This window comes from Vibrio sp. 1641 (assembly GCF_033339995.1).
Taxonomy (GTDB): domain Bacteria; phylum Pseudomonadota; class Gammaproteobacteria; order Enterobacterales; family Vibrionaceae; genus Vibrio; species Vibrio alginolyticus.
The window spans coordinates 1-560 of sequence record NZ_JAWOVP010000407.1 but is presented as its reverse complement, the minus strand read 5'-3'; the positions used below and the strand labels follow the sequence as shown (position 1 = coordinate 560).

1 protein-coding gene is annotated in these 560 nt (G+C 45.2%); it reads left to right on the top strand.

All coding sequences use genetic code 11. The annotated features are described in order from the left end of the window. On the top strand, nt 1-495 hold a 495-nt coding region (locus tag R7Z47_RS26245), incomplete at its 5' end, for an IS4 family transposase (RefSeq protein WP_318130951.1). Nucleotides 496-560: the final 65 nt, after the last annotated feature.

Sequence of the window (560 nt, the reverse complement as noted above, 5' to 3'; positions counted from 1 at the left end):
CGAAAAAATCAGCGTTCGACACGGACTAATTGTCATCATCCGTCACCTAAAATCTACTCCGCTTCGACAAAAGAACCATGGGTTTTAGCGACTAACTTGCCCGTTGAAATCCGAACACCAAAGCAACTTGTTAGGCTCTACTCGAAGCGTATGCAAATTGAAGAAACCTTCCGAGACTTGAAAAGCCCAGCCTACGGTTTAGGCCTCCGTCATAGCCGAACTAGCAGCTCAGAGCGCTTTGATATCATGCTGCTAATCGCCCTAATGCTTCAACTGACATTTTGGCTTGCTGGAGTTCATGGTCAGAAACAAGGTTGGGATAAGCACTTCCAAGCTAACACTGTCAAAAATCGAAATGTACTCTCAACAGTGCGCTTAGGGATGGAAGTTTTGCGGCATTCTGGCTACACAATAACGAGGGAAGACTTGCTCGCGGCTGCAACCCTGCTTGCTCAAAATCTATTCAAACATGGTTGTGCTTTGGGGAAATTATGAGGGGATCCCTCAGTATTTCGCCTGAGTCCGAAGAATCAGATTTTAATACCTTTATTTATCACAGA